This is a genomic window from Rhizobium sp. N122 (assembly GCF_002211295.1).
GTDB lineage: Bacteria > Pseudomonadota > Alphaproteobacteria > Rhizobiales > Rhizobiaceae > Rhizobium.
Window position 1 is genome coordinate 63708 of sequence record NZ_LOKU01000007.1, and the last position, 19273, is coordinate 82980.

Annotated in this window: 12 protein-coding genes and 2 pseudogenes; 6 read left to right on the forward strand and 8 right to left on the reverse strand. The window is 62.3% G+C overall.

Annotated elements, in window-relative coordinates; translation table 11 throughout:
• Positions 1–42 precede the first annotated feature (42 nt).
• Complete coding sequence (gene leuB / locus ATY75_RS06875; protein WP_088936953.1) at positions 43–1155, forward strand: 3-isopropylmalate dehydrogenase; 1113 nt, start codon at positions 43–45, stop codon at positions 1153–1155.
• A gap of 237 nt (positions 1156–1392) precedes the next feature.
• Positions 1393–2145 (forward strand): lipid A 1-phosphatase LpxE, encoded by a 753-nt coding sequence (gene lpxE, locus ATY75_RS06880; RefSeq protein WP_190241322.1) that lies wholly within the window; start codon positions 1393–1395, stop codon positions 2143–2145.
• Between the two features lie 39 nt (positions 2146–2184).
• On the opposite strand, the gene ATY75_RS06885 is transcribed toward lpxE, so the two are convergent.
• From ATY75_RS06885 to ATY75_RS06905, 5 genes and pseudogenes are all read right to left on the reverse strand, one after another.
• Positions 2185–4071: an MFS transporter gene (locus ATY75_RS06885; protein ID WP_088936954.1), complete on the reverse strand. Its 1887-nt coding sequence runs from the start codon at positions 4069–4071 to the stop codon at positions 2185–2187.
• Between the two features lie 185 nt (positions 4072–4256).
• The gene (locus ATY75_RS06890) at positions 4257–5519 is read right to left on the reverse strand and encodes an FtsX-like permease family protein (protein WP_088936955.1); all 1263 of its coding nucleotides are present in this window, start codon (positions 5517–5519) and stop codon (positions 4257–4259) included.
• Positions 5516–6208 (reverse strand): ABC transporter ATP-binding protein, encoded by a 693-nt coding sequence (locus ATY75_RS06895; RefSeq protein WP_088936956.1) that lies wholly within the window; start codon positions 6206–6208, stop codon positions 5516–5518. The genes ATY75_RS06890 and ATY75_RS06895 overlap by 4 nt, the downstream gene beginning before the upstream one ends.
• 6 nt (positions 6209–6214) lie before the next feature.
• A pseudogene (locus tag ATY75_RS06900) lies at positions 6215–6678 on the reverse strand (hypothetical protein).
• 87 nt (positions 6679–6765) lie between these two features.
• Positions 6766–8520: an alkaline phosphatase gene (locus tag ATY75_RS06905; protein WP_088936957.1), complete on the reverse strand. Its 1755-nt coding sequence runs from the start codon at positions 8518–8520 to the stop codon at positions 6766–6768.
• 68 nt (positions 8521–8588) lie between these two features.
• Here ATY75_RS06905 and ATY75_RS34520 point away from each other — a divergent pair.
• The 3 genes and pseudogenes from ATY75_RS34520 (at position 8589) to ATY75_RS06915 (ending at position 10865) form a co-directional block, all read left to right on the forward strand.
• A pseudogene (locus ATY75_RS34520) lies at positions 8589–8818 on the forward strand (hypothetical protein).
• A gap of 111 nt (positions 8819–8929) precedes the next feature.
• Positions 8930–9964 carry an aspartate-semialdehyde dehydrogenase gene (locus tag ATY75_RS06910; protein WP_064841193.1) on the forward strand — a complete coding sequence of 345 codons (1035 nt, stop codon included), beginning with the start codon at positions 8930–8932 and terminating at the stop codon, positions 9962–9964.
• Between the two features lie 76 nt (positions 9965–10040).
• A complete protein-coding gene (locus ATY75_RS06915) occupies positions 10041–10865 on the forward strand; it encodes a lytic murein transglycosylase (protein ID WP_064841194.1) in 825 nt (274 codons plus the stop codon).
• A 50-nt stretch (positions 10866–10915) separates the two neighbouring features.
• Here ATY75_RS06915 and ATY75_RS06920 read toward each other — a convergent pair whose 3' ends face one another.
• The 3 genes from ATY75_RS06920 to pdxY all read right to left on the reverse strand — a co-directional run bounded on the left by ATY75_RS06920 (position 10916) and on the right by pdxY (position 14214).
• On the reverse strand, positions 10916–12529 hold the full coding sequence (locus tag ATY75_RS06920; protein ID WP_088936958.1) for a GGDEF domain-containing protein: 1614 nt from the start codon (positions 12527–12529) through the stop codon (positions 10916–10918).
• 96 nt (positions 12530–12625) lie between these two features.
• Positions 12626–13267 carry a carbonic anhydrase gene (locus tag ATY75_RS06925; RefSeq protein WP_049733256.1) on the reverse strand — a complete coding sequence of 214 codons (642 nt, stop codon included), beginning with the start codon at positions 13265–13267 and terminating at the stop codon, positions 12626–12628.
• 71 nt (positions 13268–13338) lie between these two features.
• A complete protein-coding gene (pdxY, locus tag ATY75_RS06930; RefSeq protein WP_064841196.1) occupies positions 13339–14214 on the reverse strand; it encodes a pyridoxal kinase PdxY in 876 nt (291 codons plus the stop codon).
• A 275-nt stretch (positions 14215–14489) separates the two neighbouring features.
• On the opposite strand from pdxY, the gene ATY75_RS06940 reads away from it, so the two are divergent.
• Entirely contained in the window at positions 14490–19265 is a 4776-nt protein-coding gene (locus tag ATY75_RS06940; RefSeq protein ID WP_088936959.1) for an NAD-glutamate dehydrogenase, read from the forward strand.
• The last annotated feature ends 8 nt before the right edge of the window (positions 19266–19273 follow it).

Genomic DNA, 19273 nt, shown 5'->3' on the forward strand with positions numbered 1-19273 from the left:
GGGGTCTAAGAAACCGCAACTTGTTTTTCCCAGGAGGGTTTCATGACTGTGCGCAATCTTTTCCTGCTGCCGGGTGACGGCATCGGTCCCGAGGCCATGGGCGAGGTCCGCAAGATCATCGCCTATATGAACGAGGCAATGAATGCCGGTTTCGTCACCGACGAAGGCCTTGTCGGCGGCTCTGCCTATGATGCGCATGGCGCGGCGATCTCGGAAGCCGATATGCAGAAGGCGCTGGCAGCCGATGCCGTTCTCTTCGGCGCCGTCGGCGGCCCGAAATGGGATAGCGTGCCTTACGAGGTGCGCCCGGAAGCCGGCCTGTTGCGGCTGCGCAAGGATCTGCAGCTGTTTGCCAACCTGCGCCCTGCCATCTGCTACCCGGCCCTTGCCTCGGCCTCGTCGCTGAAGCCGGAACTGGTCGAAGGCCTCGACATTCTGATCATCCGCGAACTGACGGGCGGCGTCTATTTCGGCGAGCCGAAGGAGATCATCGATCTCGGCAACGGCCAGAAGCGCGGCATCGACACCCAGGTCTACGACACTTACGAGATCGAGCGCATCGCCGGCGTCGCCTTCGAAATGGCCCGCACGCGCCAGAACCGCGTCTGCTCCATGGAAAAGCGTAACGTCATGAAGTCGGGTGTGCTCTGGAACCAGGTGGTGACCGAGACGCACAAGGCGAAATATTCCGACGTCCAGCTCGACCATATGCTCGCCGATGCCGGCGGCATGCAGCTGGTGCGCCAGCCCAAGCAGTTCGACGTCATCGTCACCGACAATCTCTTCGGCGACATGCTCTCCGACGTCGCCGCCATGCTGACCGGCTCGCTCGGCATGCTGCCGTCGGCCTCGCTCGGCGCGCCGGACGGCAAGACCGGCAAGCGCAAGGCGCTCTACGAGCCGGTGCACGGCTCGGCTCCCGACATCGCCGGCAAGGGCATTGCCAATCCGATCGCCATGATCGCCTCCTTCGCCATGTGCCTGCGTTACTCCTTCAACCTGGTGAAGGAAGCCGACGACCTGGAAAAGGCGATCGCCAACGTGCTCGACAAGGGCATCCGCACCGGCGACATCATGGCCGATGGCGCAAGACAGGTCGGCACCGTCGAGATGGGCGATGCGATCCTCGCCGAATTCAAGGCACTTTCCGCCTGATATATTTCACGTGAAACAATACTCGGCCCTTCGCATTCCGCATGCGGAGGGCCTTTTTCATCAAGGGCCGAGAAGTCGCAGCCCGCTCGGTCGAATTCTCCGAAACGGACTATTCTCAGCCACAATCTCGTGTATTTTTGCGCCGGATTCAGCGAGCGCATAACCAGAGCGATAGAGCGCCTTGACGCGTCTTTCGAACGGGCGCCGCTTCAGGACAGATTCGAACGGACGATGCAAATGCGGGCATTTTGGGCTTCCCTGGACAGGCGCTGGCGCCGGAGCGGCGTCGGCATGCCGCCTTTGCGTTGGCAGGCCTGTCTCTTCATCACGCTCAATGCCGTGATCCTCTCCATGCTGCTCTTCGATGCGCCGATCGGCGCCAGCGAAGTTCCCGCGCCGGTGAAACATCTCGGCGAGATGATGACCGGTTTCGGCGATTCCGCCTGGCTGATCTTTACCAGCATCCTGTTGTTCTTTCAGGGCAGGGCGGGCTACAAGCTGGTGAAGACGGCGCGCTCGAAGGCGCAGGCCCTCTATATCAGCTGGATCGGCGCCTATCTCTTTGCCACGGTCGTCTTCTCAGGGCTTCTCGCCAATCTCTTGAAACGGGCGATCGGCAGGGCGCGTCCCGATCATTTTCACGACTACGGCATGTTTTCCTTCACGCCCTTTTCAGGCCATGCCGCTTTCGAAAGTTTCCCGTCAGGCCATTCCACCACGGTCGGCGCCTTCTTCGCCGCCTTTGCTCTGCTGTTTCCGCGCTACCGCGTTCTCTTCGTCGCCTGCGCCATCTGGCTCGCCATGACGCGCGTCATGGTCGGCGCCCATTATCCGAGCGACGTCATTGCCGGCCTTGCCTTCGGCGGCTGGTTTTCGCTGCTGACGGCGATCGTCTTTGCCCGCTGCGGCCTGCTCTTCAAACTGGCGCCGGACGGCTGGCCAATTGCCAAACGGCTTTTCCCTGACATCAAGAAGCCCGGCGCCTTGTGAGCGCCGGGCCATTGTCTCACGCTTCTCACGTGCGGCGTATCAATCCAGCGCGTGGATATCCCTGTTCTTCGTTTCCGGCAGGAAGATCAGACCGATCACCAGCGTGATCGACGCGAAGACGATCGGGTACCAGAGACCGTAATAGATATCGCCCGCGGCAGCGCTCATCGCGAAGGCTGTCGCCGGCAGCAGGCCGCCGAACCAGCCGTTGCCGATGTGATAGGGCAGTGACATGCCGGTATAGCGGATGCGGGTCGGGAAGAGTTCGACCAGCAGGGCGGCGATCGGGCCGTAGACCATCGTCACATAGAGGACGAGGACGAACAGGATGGCGATGGTGCCGATCCAGTTGACGCGGGCAGGATCGGCGGTCATGGCGAAGGCTCCGCCATTGGCGACGGTGTAGACCGCCATGTCGGTGACGCCGTTGGCCTCATCCGCCGTCAGCAGCTTGGTCTCGACCAGCTTTGCCGCCGGCATGGTTTCCTTCTCGCCGGCACGCACGGTATCGGCATTCAGCGACAGTTCCGGATTGGCTGCGATGAACGCATCGAGCTTGGCATCCGGCACCTTGGCGGCGCCGCGCTTCAGCGGATAGCCGGCATCGTGGAGCGCAATGTTGACGCCCTTTTCGAAGGCGGCGGTCATGCCCTTGGCCTTGTCGCCGGCGGCAACGACGTCGAAGCTCGATATCGTCTCGTTGCCGACCTTTACCGTTGCCGGCTGACCGGCGGGACCGGGAACGACATCGTAAGGCACCGAGTTCTTCGTCAGGAATGCCGTCGCCACGTCGCAGGAGTTGGTGAATTTCGACGTGCCGGTCGGATTGAACTGGAATTTGCAATCCGCCGGATCGGCCGTCACCGTTGCCCGGATCGAGGCCTGGGCTTCGGCAAGCGCCGGGTTGGCGGTCCAGGTCATCGCCTTGAACAGCGGATTATACGTCACCGCCGCGATGAGAAGGCCTGCCATGATGATCGGCTTGCGGCCGATCTTGTCGGAGAGACCGCCGAAGATGACGAAGAACGGCGTGGCGAGGAAGAGTGCGATGGCGACCATGATATTGGCCGACTGCAGGTCCACCTTCAGCACGTTCTGCAGGAAGAACAGTGCATAGAACTGGCCGCCGTACCAGACGACCGCCTGGCCCATGGTGGCGCCGAGAAGCGCGATGATCGCAATCTTGGCGTTTCTCCACGTCCCGAAGGCTTCGGTCAGCGGCGCCTTGGAACCTTTGCCTTCCGCCTTCATCCGCTGGAACGCCGGCGATTCGTTCATCTTCAGACGGATCCAGACGGAAATGCCGAGCAGGACAACCGAGACCAGGAACGGAATGCGCCAGCCCCAGGCGGCGAACTGAGCCGCACCCATCAGATATTGAACCAGAACGATGACGATCAGCGACAGGAACAGGCCGAGCGTCGCCGTCGTCTGGATCCACGAGGTGAAGTAGCCGCGGCGCCCGTTCGGCGCATGTTCGGCGACATAGGTTGCCGCACCGCCATATTCACCGCCCAGCGCCAGGCCTTGGAGCAGACGCAGCGCGATCAGGATGATCGGGGCGGCGATGCCGATGGTGGCGGCACCCGGCAGGATGCCGACCAGGAAGGTCGACAGACCCATGATCATGATCGTCACCAGGAAGGTGTACTTGCGGCCGACCAGATCGCCGAGACGGCCGAACACCAGTGCGCCGAAGGGGCGCACCAGGAAGCCGGCGGCAAAGGCGAGCAGCGTGAAGATGTTGCGGGTCGCCTCGGGATATTGGGTGAAATAGGTCGCGCCGATATAGGTGGCGAGCGAACCGTAGAGATAGAAATCATACCATTCGAAAACGGTGCCGAGCGAAGAGGCGAAGATCACCTTCTTCTCTTCGCCGGTCATCGGACCGGCCTTCGCGCCGTCGATGCTTGCGACATTTGCCATTGTCTGTCCTCCACAGAGTGATGAGCAACGCGCGCGACCTACTCTCCTCAAAGCAGACCCCTGGCCGCGACACGCCTGACGGGAGTGTGCCAGAAACGGCAGATCAAAAAGAGAGATGCTTTGGGATTATGACTTTAGTCTAAGGGCAGCGCGCTTTGGCAGGCAGCGGCGTCAGTCGGCCGTGGTTAGGCTCTCAGCGCCTGCGCCGGCGATTGCCGGTAGGCGAGCACCGCCGGCAGTGCGGCCAGAATTGCGGCAAAGGTGAGCAGCACCGCCGCAAGCCCAGCGTCTTCATGGGCGAAGCTGACCGGCATGGCGATGCCGCTCGTCTCCGAGAACATGCCGGACAGGGTCAGCGCCGCAGCATAGCCGAAGGAAAATCCGAGCCCGATGCCGACTGCCACCAGGAAGAAGAATTCCAGCCAGACGATGCCGAAAATCGCGCCGCGCGGAGCGCCGAAAGCCCGAAGCGCGCCGATCTGGCGGCGGCGTTGGCCGATATGGATGACCGTGACCAGCACCAGCGAGGCGGCGACGAGCGCTTGCGCGCCGGCGGCGACCGCGACGAGGATCTGTTTGGCGTTGCCGAGCGTGGCATAGAGATTGGTCAGCACCTCGCCGGGAAAGACGGCGACGGTATTGCTGCTGCGATACTCTTGCCGCAGCTTGTAGGCATCGGCGATGGTCTTCGGCTTGACGAGAATGGCGGGAAGGCCGGGAGCATCCGCAGCCCACTTCTCGTCGATGACGGCATCCGGGTCGATTTCGCCGTGATGCTCATGCCCATCGTGACCGGTGCCTTCGTGCTCATGAGCCTGTCCGGTCTCGGATTCATGCGCCTCCGCCCCCAGACCATGAATATGCCAGACGGCTTGGATTGGAACGAGAATGGCCCGGTCCCAGGCCGTTCCCGTGGGCCGCAAGCGCCCGGTGACGTGATAAACGAGTTCGGTATGGGTTTCGCCGCCTTCTTCCGCCGAACCGTGCATCGGCGTGATCTCGGCCCCGAGCGAAAGGCGGACGGCGGAACCGACCACCGCCTCGCCCTCGCGGGCAAACGCCTTGCCCTCCGCGAAGCCGCCGGACAGGTTCTCCGCCAGTATTGCCGTCGTGCCGACGATCGGATAGCCGGAGAAGGAATCGCCGAAGCCGATCGGCGCGGCCCAGTCGACGCGGGGATCGGCGGCAAGCCCGGCCAGCACGTCGCCCGGCATCAGCGGCAAGGGCGAGGGCTGCAGGAAGACGGAGGACAGCACCAGCTGCGTCTCGCTGCCGCCGGCCCCGATGACGAGATCGAACTTGTCGGCGGCCCGCGCGCTGCCGAGACGAAGCGCCCGCTCCTGCAGCACGACGCAAACGCCGAGCGCGGTCGCCAGCCCCACCAGCAGCACGACCACCAGCGATCCCGCCCAGAGGCGGCGAAGATCGGAAAGGATGAAGCGGATCATGCAGCCTCTCCCGCCATTGCCACAGAATCGCCGCTGATCCGGCCGGAGCCGAAGGTGATGCGCCGGTCAAGCCGGCCGGCCAGGCGCTGGTCGTGCGAAACGACGATCAGCGTGCTGCCTTCGGCAATGGCGAGATCGAGGATGAGATCGCCGACAGCCTCACCGCTTTCGGCATCGAGGCTCGCCGTCGGTTCGTCGGCAATGATGACGCCGGGCTTGCGCAGCAGCGCCCGGGCGATCGCCACGCGCTGCATCTCGCCGCGCGACATGGTTTCGATCTTCTGGCCGGGGCGGGAAAGACCCACCGTGCCCAAAAGCGCATGCGCCCGCTCGATGACATCGGCCGTGGCCGCACCCGCAAGCCGCGCCGGCAAAAGCACATTCTCCAGCGCCGACAGGCCGGGGAAGAGATGAAATTCCTGCATGACCAGGCCGATATTGGCCGCCCGGAACCGATCGCGCCGGCTTTCCGAAAAGCCCGCAATATCCTCGCCGTTCCAACGGATGCAGCCTTGCCGCGTCCGCTCCAGCCCAGCAACGATATTGACGAAGGTGCTTTTGCCGGAGCCGGAAGCGCCTGTAATGGCGACCCTGCTGCCGGCATCGATCGACAGCCGGCCGATTGCCAGCACCGGCAAGGGCAGGCCTGGGAAGGTGACGGCAAGATTTTCGATAGTAAGAGCGAGCATATCGGTTCAGACGGCGGAATATTTGGCCTGGCGGATGCGCAGCAGGCTGACGAAGCCGGTTTCCGGATCCGTCCAGGACCCGTATTCCAGGGTACCGCGCACCTCGATCGTCTGGCGCGGCTGCACGAAGGTCTGCTTCTCCCCGAGATAGACGACGACGATATTATCAGGCCAGTCCGCATCGGAGGAGCAGAAGGGGCAGAGCGACATCGGCACTTCGGTGAGCACGAAGAACTGCGCCTCGGCTTTCAAAGGCGGCGCCATGAAGCCCTTCATGCTGATGTCCCGGCCGGCGAGGCGCTTCACCTTGTCGGAAAATTCGAGGCTGAGCACGCCGAACTTGCCGTAGAGCTCGTCGAAGGAGAGCGAGGCGTCGCCCGCGCGCGCACGGCGGAAGCGGGAAAGGGAAGCGCAACGGCGGCGGCGATCAGCCGGCGGCGGCTGAGATGCAGCGAAGAGAATATGTCCATTGCGACCTCCAGAAAGCAAATCCTGGCCGCTGAACGGCCAGGACAGTGATCGAAGAAAGCGCAAGGCCGGCAAACGGCCTTGCGGGATCAGTTCGTCTGCTTGGCGCCGAGCGCGAAGGTGTCGGCGAGCACACGATAGACGTCGCTCTGTTCCATGTAACCATGGAACTCTTCCGAGCCTGGACCAGCCGACTGCAGGACGACGTCGTCGACTGCATGGACGCCGCTCTCGCTGCTCTTCGGAAGATTGCCATGAACGAAGACGGCGCCGGGAACATCCTTGTACTGTTCGTTGGCGACATATTCCTTCTTTTCGTTCTGGACGGCCGGAACGAACGGGCCATCGAGCTTCGGACGGAAGGTCTCGTAGTGGTCGGGGCCGTTGTTGGCGCTCAGGAACAGGCGGCGGCTGACGTCGATCTTGTCGGGGTAACCGTCGCCGTTTTCGTCCTTGTAGTTCGGGAAACCGGCTTCGGCATAGGTGCCGACCTTTTCGCGCATTTCCGTGCCGGGCTTCTCGTCATCGACGGTGCCGATGATCGAAACGCCGTGCGTGTGGTCGCCGGTGACGACGATCAGCGTATCGGGATGGGCCTTCTGGAATTCGCGGGCAACGCCGATCGCCTGGTCGAATTCGATGGTTTCGACGACGGCGCGATCCCAATCGAGCGGATGGGACATCTTGTCGATCGAGGAACCTTCGATCATCAGGAAGAAACCTTCCGGATTCTTGGAGAGGCGGTCGAGCGCGACCTTGGTCATGTCGACGAGACCCGGCTGGTTCGGGAACTTTTCAACCGTGCCCTTCTTGAGGAATTCGCGGTCGAGCGTCACGTCCATATTGCCGGTGTGGAACAGGCCGAGGAGATTGCCTTCAGCCGATGCATTGGCGGCGAGTTCGTTCTTGTCGGTCGCAAGCTTGTAGCCGGCATCCTGGAACAGCTTTATGTAGTCCTGGTTGTCCTTGCGCTTGGAACCGGCGATCTCCTTGCCGAGGAAGTAGGCCGAACCGCCGCCGAGCAGGACTTCCGGCTTGACGTCGAGCAGCATGCCGACGACATCGGCCTTGTCGTTGCGGTTGCGGGTATGGGCAACGACGGCAGCTGGCGTCGCGTCTTCCACCTCAGCCGTCGCGACGATGCCGATCGACTTCTTCGTCGTGCGGCGAACGGCTTCTGCGAAGGTTTCGACGCGCGGGTCGTCGAGCGAGGCTGGCGTACGGTCTGCGTAAACGCCGATCGCGTTGACGGCCGTCTTGTGGCCCGTCATGTAGGCCGACATGGTGTTGGCCGAATCCGTGGCAACCGCATTGGTCGCCGACGTGCCGATGAAAGCCATGCGATCGAGGTCGTCCATATTCAGGCGGCCGTTCGCCTTACCTTCGCTCATGCCCTTCGACATGATGCGGGCGGCGGTGCGGTGCGCGACCGAAAGACCGTCACCAAGCAGGAAGATGATGTTCTTGGCTTTCGGCTGAGCTGCGGTTTCGTAAACGTTCCAGGTGACGGACTTCATTTCGTCGCCGGCGGCGACTTCGATCTTGTAGTCGCCCGGAGCGGAAATCTTCAGGCCGCGCAGCAGCAGCGCCGAGCCGAGAGCCTTGTCATCCTTGCCCTTTTCCAGCTCGACGAACTGTGCCTCGCCGCCGAGGACGGTCTTGTAGTCCTGGCCGTTGACGGTGATCTTCACGTCTTCGGGCTTGACCTGCTTGTTGAGTTCGACCTTGAAATCGAACGGCGAACCGGCAAGAATCGTCGCGCGATCGAGCGGATAGACCGTCGTCGCCTGAGCGGCGCCCGCAAGGATGGTGCTGGCCGCAAAGGCGGCAAGAAGCGTACGCATGGAAAACCCCCGTTTTCGTTGCAGACATTGATGACTTGGCCGGGATACCTGCCGAGGATGACAGCGGCATGACAAAACGTCGCAGCACCGGGCGGCTGCTTTCGCGCCCTGCTTCGAGCGCAAAAACCTTGACTCCTGTGGAAAACCTTTTAAGAGCAACAGCGGAAAAGGAATCTCCATGGTTCGCGACGAACACGCCATTGCTGCATGCAATGACCGGGCACAGGTTGCCGGGGTGGACATTGCCGTTCCGGTTTCTGCCAAAACCAAGGCCAAAACGACGACGAAAACCGTCTGACGTCTCTGGCCTGCCGCTCTCTCCCCGGCTCGGCTGGGGACAGGAAGACGCGATCCGTCGCGCCTTTCCCCTCACCGGACAAGAGGAGAGAAGAGAAAGAGAGCTTGAGAAATGGGTTTCAAAGTAGCAATTGCGGGAGCGACCGGAAATGTCGGCCGGGAGATGCTCAACATCCTCTCCGAACGCGGCTTCCCCGCCGATGAGGTCGTGGCGCTCGCCTCCGCGCGTTCGCAGGGCACCGAGGTTTCCTATGGTGACCGGACGCTGAAGGTCTCCAACCTGGAGAATTACGATTTCTCCGATACCGATATCTGCCTGATGTCGGCCGGGGGCGAGATCTCCAAGAAATTCTCGCCGAAGATCGGCCAGCAGGGCTGCATCGTCATCGACAATTCGTCGGCCTGGCGTTATGACGCCGACGTGCCGCTGATCGTGCCGGAAGTGAATCCGGATGCCATCAGCCAGTTCACCAAGCGCAACATCATCGCCAATCCGAATTGCTCGACCGCCCAGCTGGTGGTGGCGCTGAAGCCGCTGCACGACTTCGCCAAGATCAAGCGTGTCGTCATCTCGACCTACCAGTCGGTCTCCGGCGCCGGCAAGGACGGTATGGACGAACTCTTCAATCAGACGCGCGCCGTCTTCGTCGCCGATCCGATCGAGAACAAGAAGTTCACCAAGCGTATCGCCTTCAACGTCATCCCGCACATCGACGTCTTCATGGAAGACGGCTACACCAAGGAAGAGTGGAAGGTGCTGGCCGAGACGAAGAAGATGCTCGACCCGAAGATCAAGGTAACCTGCACCGCGGTGCGCGTGCCGGTTTTCATCGGCCATTCGGAATCGGTTAACATCGAGTTCGAAAACGAGATCACCGCCGACCAGGCGCGCGACATCCTGCGCGATGCACCGGGCTGCCTCGTCATCGACAAGCGCGAGAACGGCGGCTACATCACGCCGTATGAATCCGCCGGCGAGGACGCGACCTACATCTCGCGCATCCGGGAAGATGCGACGGTCGAAAACGGCCTCAACATCTGGGTGGTCTCCGACAATCTGCGCAAGGGCGCGGCATTGAACGCCATCCAGATCGCCGAGCTGCTGGTCAATCGCGGCCTTGTCAAGCCGCGCAAGCAGGCCGCCTGATACCATTTGTAAACCATAAGATGCTAAAGCCCTGCTCGGTGAGCGGGGCTTTTCCGGGCAAAGTGGGGTTTTCTCAATGCGCATGACAAAGTTATTTCTGGCGGCCGCTGCGGCAATGGGCATTCTCCATGCGGTACCGGCGTTCGCGCAAGGACCGCAATGTGGCAATACCAGCGCCGGCTTCGACGCCTGGGTTGCCGATTTCAAACAGACGGCAGCGGCCAATGGCGTCAGCCAGTCGGTGCTCAGCCGCGCCTTCGCCAACGTCAACTACAACAAGCCGACGATCGCCGCCGACCGCGGCCAGAAAAGCTTCAAACTCTCCTTCGACGCGTTCATGCAGAAGCGCGGCGGCGCCGCCGTCATCTCCCGCGGCCGCAGCATGAAGGCTGCCAATCAGGCGCTTTTTGCCTCGATCGAGCGCCGTTTCGGCGTTCCGGCCGGCCCGCTGATTGCGATCTGGGGCATGGAGACCGGTTTTGGCAGCTATATGGGCAACCAGCATACACTGTCGGCCGTTTCGACGCTCGCCTATGACTGCCGCCGTTCGGACTATTTCACCGACCAGCTCTATGCCGCGCTCCAGCTGGTCTCCGAGGGTTATCTGAGCCCGCAGGCCAAGGGTGCCGCCCATGGTGAAATCGGCCAGACGCAGTTTCTGCCGCGCAATGTCGTGCGCTTCGGCGCCGACGGCGATGGCGACGGTCGCGTCGACATGGTCGGTTCCCGCGCCGATGCGCTGGCCTCGACGGCGAATTTCCTCAAGGGCCATGGCTGGCGCGCCGGCGCCGGCTATCAGCCGGGAGAGCCGAACTTCGTCGCTATCCAGGGCTGGAACGCCGCCAGCGTCTACCAGCAGGCGATTGCCTATATCGGCCAGCAGATCGACGGCGGCAGATAAGCCTTCTCTAGACAACGATCCCCCGAAACGCCGCTGCAATGCGGCGTTTTTCATAGGCGGGAATCAAAACCGCCGCCGGACGCTGTCTTGCGGCGTTCCTCCTGCGTCGGCACGACCGGCCCCGAAACGACGCAGTTGCGGCCGGAGGCCTTGGCGGCGTAGAGCGCCAGGTCTGCACGTTTGACAAGGTCCTCGAAGTTCCGGCTTGCGCCGTCGTTTGCCCGGCCGGCGCATCCGAAACTCGCCGTCACCTTGAGAATCTCGCCGCTTTCCAGGGGGATTTCCGCCGCCTCTATCGCCAGCCGCACACGCTCGGCAATGATTGCGGCGTCGTCGGGGGTCGAATCCGGCAGGAGCGCCAGGAACTCCTCGCCGCCATGGCGCACCAGCAGATCGAAAGAGCGGAAATTCTCACGCGCGACGCCTGCCACATGCCGGAGCACGGCATCGCCCGCATCATGACCGTTGACATCGTTGATCTTCTTGAAATGATCCAGGTCGAAGAGCACGACGGAAATCCAGCGTGATCCGTGCTCGGCCTGCGTGAGAAGGGCCGATGCGGCGAACTCGAAGCCGCGCCTGTTGTAAAGACCGGTCAGGAGATCGGTCTGGGCCGCGTTGCGCAACTCGCCGACCAGCGTCTCCCGGTCGCGCGCCAGCCGGTCGATCAGGCGCAGGCCCCTTGCCGCCAGCGTCATCACCAATGTCGCAAGAATGAGCAGCCCGGCGCACAACGCCAGGATCCGGGTCAGATGCAAATGCGAGCGCGTCGAAAAGTTTTGGCCGGTCTCGTGAATGTCGCTCGCCGCCTCGATCATTTTCTGCTGCAGGAAAGCCATGCGTTCGCTCTGTGCGGCCGCCCATGCGTCGCGCACGGCGCCCGCCGGCCGCGATCCCGCAAGGATGGCATCGGTGATCGCATTCGCCTTCACCTGGTCGCGGTGACCGAGATAGGCTGCGATGTCGCGCACGATCGGAGCCGCCGAATGAAAGACCATGTGATCCATGCCCTCACCGAGCATGACCTTGCCCTGTATGAACTGCTCCACCGGAAATCTGGCGGAAACGCCATGGTCGAGGTAGCGGCTGCCGACGCCGGTAATCAGCCTTTCGCCGTAATAGGTCAGCATGATGCCCATCAGCTGGTTGGATTTCTCAAGCAGCACCGGATCGCTGATCAGCGGCGATAGCGCATCAACGACGGCAAGCTGCTTGAGAGCGGCATACCAGTAGATGGACCCGGGATCGCTGCCGAAATAGCGGCCCTGGTCGACGGCGCTTCGCGCGGCGACGATGCGGCTATAGGCAAGGCTGAGAATCGACAATTCTTCCACAAGCCCGGCGTCGAGCATATCGCGGGAGGGCAGGCTGGCGTAGAAGGCAAGGCGCTCGTCGTCGAGTGTCACCCGACTTTGCTGCATGTCGGCGGCGGTCTTGCTGCTCGGATGGGCGAGATAAAGGCGGGTGGCACCGATTTCACTCAGGATCTCCGTGGCGGCGATGGAGCCGCCGCGGGCGAGCACATCGGCGAACTGCCGGTCTTTCTCGAGATCTCTGTAGTGCGTGACTGAAGCCCGTATGACGACGACGCCTTCAATGAGCATGAAGACGAAGGGCAGCAGAATGGCGGCCAGGATAACCCTTTTGATGGTTTCGAACTTCATCGCCAATCGCCACGGTGATCAAAACGTCGGTCGTGCGCGACCAATTGGCGGCAATCTTAGCAGCAATTCTTAATAAACTGATAAAGCGGCAGATCCCTAGATTTCGGGACGGATAAAGTCTCGTGTCTCCGCATCCATCACCCAGAGTTCGCCGGTCGAAATATCGAACCATGCGCCATGGAGATGCATTTTTCCGGCTTCCTCGAGCGCCTTGATGTCGGGAAAGCTTCTGAGATTGTCGATCGAATTGCGGATCGACACACGCTCCAGCGCTGTCTGCCGCTCGGCCGCCGTCATCACGTCATTGCTTTGGATCTGCTCGGCGGCGGGCTTGACCAGCGACATCCAGCGGCCGATGAAATCGCCCGGCGACAGCGGCTCGGCATTCGGATCGAGCGCTGCGCGGATGCCGCCGCAGCGGCCATGGCCCATCACGACGATATCCGAGACCTTCAGCGCCTGCACCGCAAATTCGAGCGCGGCCGACGTCGAATGGAAATGACCGTCCGGCTCGTAAGGCGGCACCATGTTGGCGACGTTGCGGATGACGAAGAGCTCACCCGGGCCGGCATCGAAGATCAGCTCCGGCGCCGCACGTGAGTCCGAACAGGCAATGACCAGCGTACTGGGGCTCTGACCGTTTTCGGCAAGCAGCCGATACCTGTCGCGGGCGTCGGCATAACGCCCGTTCATGAAGTTGCGGTAACCGTCCAGAAGGGAATTTGGAAAACGCTGCATGCTTCTGGATTAGCGCGCGCGGCAGACAATTTCAACTGCTGCAATGCAAAATGAACGCGTCGGCATATGCGTCATTTTTTCCGCCGCTGCGCCGGGTGAACGAGCCGGCGCATCTGCACCATCGCCATCGGCGTCGAAAGGCTGGAAGCATCGCTCGCCAGCATCAGCTCGTTGCTGCCACGCTTGACGGCGCGCGCCAGCACTTCGAAGACGCTGGCGGTGGCAAGCTGCAGCGCCTTTTCGTCCTCGAGACCGGAAAGCAGGCGCGACAGAAAGACGGCGGCCAGCAGGTCACCGAGACCATTCGGCGGGTTTTCGACGACGCGGTGCTCGGCAAGAAGCGCGTGACGGCCGGACAGATAGAGGTTGCCGGTACCGCCCGCCATCATCGGCACCGCCGAGGTGACGAGCATGCGCGATGGCCCCAGCGCCAGCGCCGCCTCCATGATCGCGCTGTTGTCTTCAAGCGCGGCCCCGGAAAGCCATGCGAGTTCGTAGCGGTTCGGCGTCGCCAGCGAGGCGAGCGGGATGAGATGGTCGCGAATGGCCTCGGCGGTCGCCTCCGGCACATAGAGGCCGCCGAGATCGCCCATCACCGGATCGCAGACATAGAGCAGCTCCGGATTATCCTGCCTGAGCGCGGCGATCAGCCGGGCGACGGAGCGCGCCTGGGCGGCATTGCCGAAATAGCCCGAAAGCACCGCCTTGACTTCGCCGATCCAGGGCGCCCGGATCAGATCGTCGATCGCCGCGTCGAAATCCTCTTCCGCAAATGTCAGCCGCGTCGAACGGCCATGGCCGGGATGCCAAGGCAGCACGATGGTCGGCAGCGCCCAGACGGGGTGGCCGAGCGTCTCCAGCGCAAAGACAGCCGCCCGGTTGCCGACCGAGCCGCGCACCACGTGGCTGGAGATGACGATGATTGCGCCCGCTGCATTTTCCGACATGATACAAGATCCGAATGATGACCGGGTTTGATGATATTTTTGACGCCGCGCTGTCAACCATTCTTCACGTGAGCATGAAAATGTGCAGGGGAAGAGAAATCAAAAGCGGGGCCGTTTCGTTCGTTTTGGCCACGAAAACGGAAAAATCTCTGACAATTTCCCATTTCCTGCGTCAAAAAAGCATCAAAACCATCCCCTAGGCCCCTATTTTAGAGATTTTTTCGAAGAATCTTCTGCTAGCTTGCAGAAAATCAGTCCATTGCGGGAGGCGTTTCATGGCTGCCAGAAATAATCCGAAACGGGAAAAGCAGATCGAAAGCGCGCGCAAGGTCGCCAAGGCGACGGGCGAGGCGCATCTCGATCCGGAAATTCTCTTCGGACGGGCGAGCAATGACGATCTCGAACTCTATACGCCTGAGATGCTGGCGCTCTCCGCCGTGCATTCGGCAAGGGAACTCGCCGCCTGGAACGGCAAGGCGCCGCGCGTCAGCATCGACGCCATTGCCGATGTGGCGCCTGAGGGGATTGCCGTGTCGGTGCTTTCGGTCACCGACCGGAACATGCCCTTCCTGTTTGAATCGGTCATGGGCGAAGTGACCAGCACCTATCGCGACCTGTTCATGGCCGTGCATCCCATCCTGATCATGGAGAAGGGCAAGGCGCCAGCGCTCTATTCCGCCGATCACCCGAGCGACCCGGCCAGCCGCGTCAGCCATATCCAGCTCCATATTGCGCCGCTCAATTCCGCCCAGGCCGCAGATCTCGTCAAACGCGTTGAAACCGTGCTCGAACAGGTCCGTCTGTCGGTCTCCGACTGGAAGCCGATGCTTTCCAAGATCGACGGCGTGATCGCAGAGCTTTCCGCCAATGGCGCCAGCCGGAAAAAGGCCGATCGCGATGAGGCCGTCGCCTTCCTGACATGGCTGCGCGACGAGAATTTCACCTTCCTCGGCATGCGTGAATATGTCTATTCCGGCAAGGGTGCCGATGCCAAGGTTGAGCGAGACAAGGGTGCGGGCCTCGGCATGCTCTCCAACCCCGACGTTCTGGTGCTGCGCACCGGCAAGGACGCCGTGACGACGACGCCGGAGATTCTTGCCTTCCTCGACGGCCCCGACTTCCTGATCGTCACCAAGGCGAATGTGAAATCCATCGTCCATCGCCGGGCCTATATGGATTATGTCGGCGTCAAACGCTTCGACGCCAGCGGCAACGTCACCGGCGAGCTGCGAATCGTCGGCCTCTTCACCTCGACGGCCTATACGTCGCTCGCCTCGGAGATCCCGCTGCTGCGTTCCAAGATCGAGAAGGTGAAGGAGCATTTCGGCTTCGACCCGATGAGCCATTCCGGCCGCATGCTCGACAACACGCTGGAATCCTATCCCCGCGACGACCTTTTCCAGATCGACACCACGCTGCTTGCCAGTTTTGCCGAGCAGATCAACGACCTGGCCGACCGCCCGCGCGTGCGTGTCCTGCCGCGCATCGACCATTTTGACCGCTTCGTCTCGGTGATCGTCTACGTGCCGCGCGAGGAATACGACTCGATCGTCCGTGAGCGGATCGGCACCTATCTGAAGACTGTCTATGACGGTCGCGTCTCTGCCTATTATCCGGCTTTCCCGGAAGGCGGCGTGGCGCGCGTGCATTTCATCATCGGCCGCTCCGGCGGCAAGACGCCGCGCATTCCGCAGGCAAAGCTCGAGCAGGTGATCCGCGAGATCACCGCCCGTTGGGACGACCGTTTCGAGGCGCTGGCCGGAGCCAAGGCGCCGAAGATCTCGGTCGACCAAGCCTTCCAGGATTCCTTCACGCCTGAAGAAACCGTGGCCGATCTCGCCGATATCGTCGCTTGTGCCGCAGGCGAGCCGCTTCGCATCCAGTTCTACCATCGCCAGGAAGATGAGAGCCGTACGCTCTCGCTGAAAATCTTCCACGCCGGCGGCCAGCTGGCGCTGTCGCGCCGCGTGCCGCTGCTTGAGAATCTCGGCTTCAATGTCGTCAGCGAACGCACCTTCGACATCGAAGTACCGGCCACGGACGGAGAACCGAAACTCGTCGTGCTGCACGACATGGAGCTCGAGGCCCGCAATGGCGGCGACATCGACCTGCAGCGTTACGGCGCCGCCCTCGAGGAAGCCTTTGTCGCCGCCTTCGCCGGCACGATCGACAATGACAGCTTCAACCGGCTGATCCTCTCGGCCGGGCTCTCGGCGCGCGAGACGAACGTGCTGCGCGCCTATGCGCGTTACCTCCGCCAGGCCGGCATCGCCTATTCGCAGGATTATATCGCCACTACGCTCGACAAATATCCCGGTGTCGCCGCCGCCATCTTCAGGCTGTTCCACGACACGCTAGATACAAGGCTTTCCGAAAAGGTCCGCGTCAAGAAGCTTGCCGAGCTGCACCAGGCGATCGAGACCGAGCTGGCCGATGTGCCAAGCCTTGACGACGACCGCATCCTGCGCCGCTACGTCAATATCGTCGATGCGACGCTGCGCACCAATTATTTCCAGAGGAATCCGGATGGCTCGCCGAGATCGATGCTGGCCTTCAAGCTCGATCCGCATCTGGTCGACGGGCTGCCGCAACCCAAACCCTTCCGCGAAATGTTCGTCTATGGCGTCGAAGTCGAGGGCGTGCACCTGCGCTTCGGCAAGGTGGCGCGCGGGGGGCTGCGCTGGTCGGATCGCGCCGAGGATTACCGCACCGAAGTGCTTGGCCTCGTCAAGGCGCAGCAGGTGAAGAACGCGGTCATCGTGCCGGTCGGCGCCAAGGGCGGCTTTTATCCGAAGAAGCTCCCCGTCGGCGGCAGCCGCGACGAGATCTTCAATGCCGGCCGCGAGGCATACAAGACCTATATCCGCACACTGCTGTCGATCACCGACAACATCTCGGGGACCGAGATCGTGCCGCCGAAGGACACGGTCAGGCTCGACGGTGACGACCCCTATTTCGTGGTCGCCGCCGACAAGGGCACCGCGACCTTCTCCGACACCGCCAATGCGCTGGCGCAGGAAGCCGGTTTCTGGCTGGACGACGCCTTCGCCTCCGGCGGCTCGGCCGGTTACGACCACAAGAAGATGGGCATCACCGCCCGCGGCGCCTGGGAAACCGTCAAACGCCATTTCCGTGAAATGGACATCGACATCCAGACGACGCCCTTCACCGTCGCCGGCGTCGGCGACATGTCGGGCGACGTCTTCGGCAACGGCATGCTGCTTTCTCCGAAGATCCGGCTGATCGCCGCCTTCGATCACCGCGATATCGTCATCGATCCCGATCCCGATATGGAAAAGACGCTGGCCGAGCGCCAGCGGCTCTTCGATCTGCCGCGCTCGAGCTGGCAGGATTTCGACAAAAGCGTGCTTTCCAAGGGCGCGATGATCATCTCCCGCGCGGCGAAATCGGTCACGCTGACGCCGGAAGCGGTTGCCGCGATCGGTATCGACAAGGCTGTCGCCACGCCCTTCGAAATCATGACGGCGATCCTGAAAAGCCCGGTCGACCTGCTCTGGTTCGGCGGCATCGGCACCTATGTGAAAGCACCGTCCGAAACCGACGCCGAAGTCGGCGACCGTGCCAACGACCCGATCCGCATCACCGCGGCGGAAGTGGGTGCCAAGGTGATCGGCGAGGGCGCAAATCTCGGCGTCACCCAGAAGGGCCGCATCGCCTACGGCCTCAAGGGCGGGCGCTGCAACTCCGACGCCATCGACAATTCGGCCGGCGTCAACACCTCGGACGTCGAGGTCAACATCAAGATCGCGCTGGCGGCCGCCATGCATGACGGGCGCCTGACACGGGCAAAACGCGACCAGCTTCTGTCTTCGATGACCGGCGAAGTGGCGACCCTGGTGCTGCGCAACAATTACCTGCAGTCGCTGGCGATCTCGCTGACCGAACGCAAGGGCACGGCAAACGGCCTGGAGCTTGGCCGTTTCATGAGCGTGCTCGAGGCCGCCGGTCAGCTGAACCGCAAGGTCGAGACTTTGCCGGACGAGCAGACGCTGGCCGAACGCTACACCGCCGGCAAGCCGCTGACGCGGCCGGAAATCGGTGTGCTGGTATCCTATGCCAAGATCGTGCTCTTCGATGCGCTGGCCGCCAGCGATCTACCGGATGATCCCTATTTTACCGCGACGCTTTTGAATTATTTCCCCGTCAAGATGCAGAAGTCGAACGCCGGCGATATCGCCGGTCACCGCCTGAAGCGCGAAATTATCGCGACGGTGCTTGCCAACGAAGCGATCAACCGCGGCGGGCCGAGCTTCACCGTTGCGATGATGGACGCGACAGCCGCTTCGGCACCGGAAGTGGTGCGGGCGGCGATCGTTGCCCGCGACGGTTTCGACCTGACCAGGCTCTGGGCCGAAACGGATGGCCTCGACGGCCGGATATCGGGCGAGATGCAGAACCGCATTTACGAGGAAATCAGCCATAGCTTTACCGTCCTGACGCGCCTGCTCTTGAAGACCGCCATGACCAAGTCTGATATGGCCGAGGTGATTAGCCGGCTGCAGACTGCCCTGAAGAAACTGAAGCCCGCCTTCGCCGAACAATCGGCCGGCGACACCGCTGCCCGCCAGGCCGAATACGCCCAGGCGGGCGTGCCCGAAAAACTCGCAGCCGAGATCGCCCACCTCCAGAGCTTCGCGCTGGTGCCTGAGATCATGCAGATCGCCGAGCGCACCGGCGAGCCCCTGGTGCGCGCCGCCGAAAACTACTTCGCGGTGTCGCAGACTTTCCGGATTGCACGGCTGCTGGCGGCGGGTGGGCGGATCCTTACCTCCGACCATTACGAGAATCTGGCGCTTGCCCGCAGCATCGACCAGATTGCCAGCGCAAGGCGCGACATCGTCATCTCGGCGCTGTCCGATCACGGCAAGGAAAAGCTGCCGGTTCAGGCCTGGCATGCCCAGGACCGCGTTCGCATCAACCGGATCGTCGAAGAGCTTTCGAGCCTCAGCGACGGCGGCGATCCCAACCTTGCGCGTATTACCGTTGCCGCAGGTATCCTGACCGATCTTGCGCGCGACCGGGTGAGGTGAGACAGTCC

Excerpts from the sequence above, each read along its gene's own strand:
- ATY75_RS06920 (WP_088936958.1), bottom strand. The coding sequence starts at position 12,529 with ATGAAGTTCGAAACCATCAAAAGGGTTATCCTGGCCGCCATTCTGCTG.
- ATY75_RS06890 (WP_088936955.1), bottom strand. The coding sequence starts at position 5,519 with ATGATCCGCTTCATCCTTTCCGATCTTCGCCGCCTCTGGGCGGGATCG.
- leuB (WP_088936953.1), top strand. The coding sequence starts at position 43 with ATGACTGTGCGCAATCTTTTCCTGCTGCCGGGTGACGGCATCGGTCCC.
- ATY75_RS06915 (WP_064841194.1), top strand. The coding sequence starts at position 10,041 with ATGCGCATGACAAAGTTATTTCTGGCGGCCGCTGCGGCAATGGGCATT.
- ATY75_RS06905 (WP_088936957.1), bottom strand. The coding sequence starts at position 8,520 with ATGCGTACGCTTCTTGCCGCCTTTGCGGCCAGCACCATCCTTGCGGGC.
- ATY75_RS06940 (WP_088936959.1), top strand. The coding sequence starts at position 14,490 with ATGGCTGCCAGAAATAATCCGAAACGGGAAAAGCAGATCGAAAGCGCG.
- ATY75_RS06895 (WP_088936956.1), bottom strand. The coding sequence starts at position 6,208 with ATGCTCGCTCTTACTATCGAAAATCTTGCCGTCACCTTCCCAGGCCTG.
- ATY75_RS06925 (WP_049733256.1), bottom strand. The coding sequence starts at position 13,267 with ATGCAGCGTTTTCCAAATTCCCTTCTGGACGGTTACCGCAACTTCATG.
- pdxY (WP_064841196.1), bottom strand. The coding sequence starts at position 14,214 with ATGTCGGAAAATGCAGCGGGCGCAATCATCGTCATCTCCAGCCACGTG.
- ATY75_RS06910 (WP_064841193.1), top strand. The coding sequence starts at position 8,930 with ATGGGTTTCAAAGTAGCAATTGCGGGAGCGACCGGAAATGTCGGCCGG.
- lpxE (WP_190241322.1), top strand. The coding sequence starts at position 1,393 with ATGCGGGCATTTTGGGCTTCCCTGGACAGGCGCTGGCGCCGGAGCGGC.
- ATY75_RS06885 (WP_088936954.1), bottom strand. The coding sequence starts at position 4,071 with ATGGCAAATGTCGCAAGCATCGACGGCGCGAAGGCCGGTCCGATGACC.